Genomic DNA, 1,316 nt, shown 5'->3' with positions numbered 1-1,316 from the left:
TGAACCGTCACGGGTTGAAGACCGCTTCCTTCCTTGAGGAAGATGGTCATCATGTCCAAGCGTTACCCACCCGAGGTTCGCGAGAAAGCGCTGAGGTTGGCCCTCGACCACCTCGACGAGTACCCGTCCGCTTATGCCGCGGCGCAAGCGATCGGGCCGATGGTCGACGTGCATCCCGAGAGCCTGCGTCAGTGGATCCTGAAAGCCCAAGCGAGTCCGGGTAAGGCCGTCGGCGCGGCGAAGACGGCCGAGCAGCTCGAGCTCGAGCAATTGCGTCGAGAGAACCGAGAACTGAAGCAGGCCAACGAGATCCTCAAGCTGGCGTCAGCTTTTTTCGCGCGGGAACTCGACCCGCGACACCGTTGATCGTCGGATTCATCGATCAACACCGCCAGGTCCACGGCGTCGAGTCGATCTGTCGCGTGCTCACCGAGCACGGCATCCAGATCGCGCCCCGGACCTACCGAAAGGCTAGATTCCGCCCGCCCTCGGCCCGCGATATCGCAGACGCCGACCTCGAACATGCCTTGCGTGAACTGGTCGACAGGCCGGAGCAAATGTATGGGCGGCGGAAGATGACACGATATCTGCGGCGGCAAGGACGCCGAGCGGCGTTCTGCACCGTCGATCGGATCATGCGGGATTTGGGCATGAATGGCGTGGTCAGAGGCCGCCGCCACCGCACCACGATCCCGAGCAAGGACGGGGTCCGTGCCGGTGACCGACTCAATCGCGACTTCGGTGCGCAGGCGCCGAATCAGGTGTGGGTCGCCGATTTCACCTACGTCTCGACCTGGACGGGATGGGCGTATGTCGCGTTTGTCTTCGATGCCTTCTCACGGTCGATCGTGGGATGGACTGCGGCATCGACCAAGACCACCGCGTTGGTGTCCAAGGCGCTCAACATGGCGATCTGGCGGCGCGATCACCACGGGCATCCGATCGAGCCGGGACTGATCCATCACTCCGACGCCGGCAGTCAATATACCTCGGTGTTGTTCACTGAATCCCTTGCCTTACAAGGACTGTCGGCTTCAATCGGCAGTGTTGGCGACGCCTATGACAATGCTCTCGCCGAGTCGATCATCGGGCTGTTCAAAACCGAAGTCGTCCACCGCCACGGACCGTTCAAGACCGTCGCCGACGTCGAATTCGCGTTGATGGAATGGGTCGATTGGTACAACAACGCTCGCCTGCATTCCCGGCTCGACTACCTCACCCCGGCCGAGCACGAGACTGCCTACTACGCTCAAAACCCGCCACGCCGACCGGCGCTGGTCAACTCCTGAAGCCGGTCTTCAACCCGTGACGGTTCA

General features: G+C 62.0%; 1 protein-coding gene and 1 other annotated feature. The gene reads left to right on the top strand.

The window, feature by feature from the left end; genetic code table 11:
• The first annotated feature begins 51 nt into the window (after positions 1 to 51).
• Positions 52 to 1,289, top strand: a protein-coding gene (locus ACWF82_RS34360; RefSeq protein WP_452507726.1) for an IS3 family transposase whose coding sequence is annotated in 2 segments (ribosomal slippage) — positions 52 to 334 and positions 334 to 1,289 — 1,239 coding nt in all. Because the reading frame shifts where the segments join, the coding sequence is not laid out codon by codon here.
• Positions 327 to 455, top strand: a sequence feature (AL1L pseudoknot). It overlaps the preceding gene by 129 nt.
• Positions 1,290 to 1,316: the final 27 nt, after the last annotated feature.

Source organism: Nocardia sp. NPDC055053 (genome assembly GCF_053608285.1).
This window is presented reverse-complemented; position numbering and strand designations above follow the sequence as displayed.